1 pseudogene is annotated in these 669 nt (G+C 64.9%); it reads right to left on the bottom strand.

Going from position 1 to position 669, the window contains the following annotated elements:
* Positions 1 to 669 (bottom strand): annotated as a pseudogene (locus J1M86_RS27095) (fused acetyl/propionyl-CoA carboxylase subunit alpha/methylmalonyl-CoA decarboxylase subunit alpha); the annotation flags it as partial.

The raw sequence follows: 669 nt of genomic DNA, 5'->3' as shown, positions 1-669 counted from the left end.
ACGATTTGGTGGTGGTGCCGCCGTCGATGACCACCGTCGTCTCACGCAGTGCGGTGCGCAACCGGGCGAATGCTTCGTCGCGGTCGCGGCCCCAGGCGATGATCTTGGCGACCATGGAATCGTAGTCAGGGGGAATGACATCGCCTTGGGCGATGCCGGTGTCGACGCGCAGACCGGAGCCGAGGGGGAACTTGAGCAGCTCCACCGTGCCCGGTGCCGGGGCGAACCCGTTGTCGGCGTCCTCGGCGTTCAGACGCGCTTCCACCGCATGCCCGAACTCCGGTGGGCAATCGCCGTCGAGACGCTCCCCGTTGGCGACCTGGATCTGTAGTTTCACCAGGTCCAGCCCGGTGGTGAACTCGGTGATGGGGTGTTCGACCTGCAGGCGGGTGTTGACCTCGAGGAAGGTGAAGATCTTCTGTTCGGGCTGATACAGGTATTCCACGGTGCCGGCGCCGACATACCCGGCGGCGCGGACCAGCTCACTCGATACCGTCCGCAAATGATCGGCCTGCTCCTTCGACAGCAGCGGTGAGCTCGACTCTTCGATGACCTTCTGGTTGCGTCGCTGAATCGAGCAGTCCCGCACACCCGGCGCCCACACGTTGCCGTGCTCGTCGGCGATGACCTGCACTTCGACGTGGCGGGCATCGGTGACGAGACGTTCGA

The organism is Rhodococcus sp. KRD197 (genome assembly GCF_017168235.1).
Taxonomy (GTDB): domain Bacteria; phylum Actinomycetota; class Actinomycetes; order Mycobacteriales; family Mycobacteriaceae; genus Rhodococcoides.
Note: the sequence above shows the minus strand (reverse complement) of the source record. Positions and strands in the feature narration are given on the sequence as shown.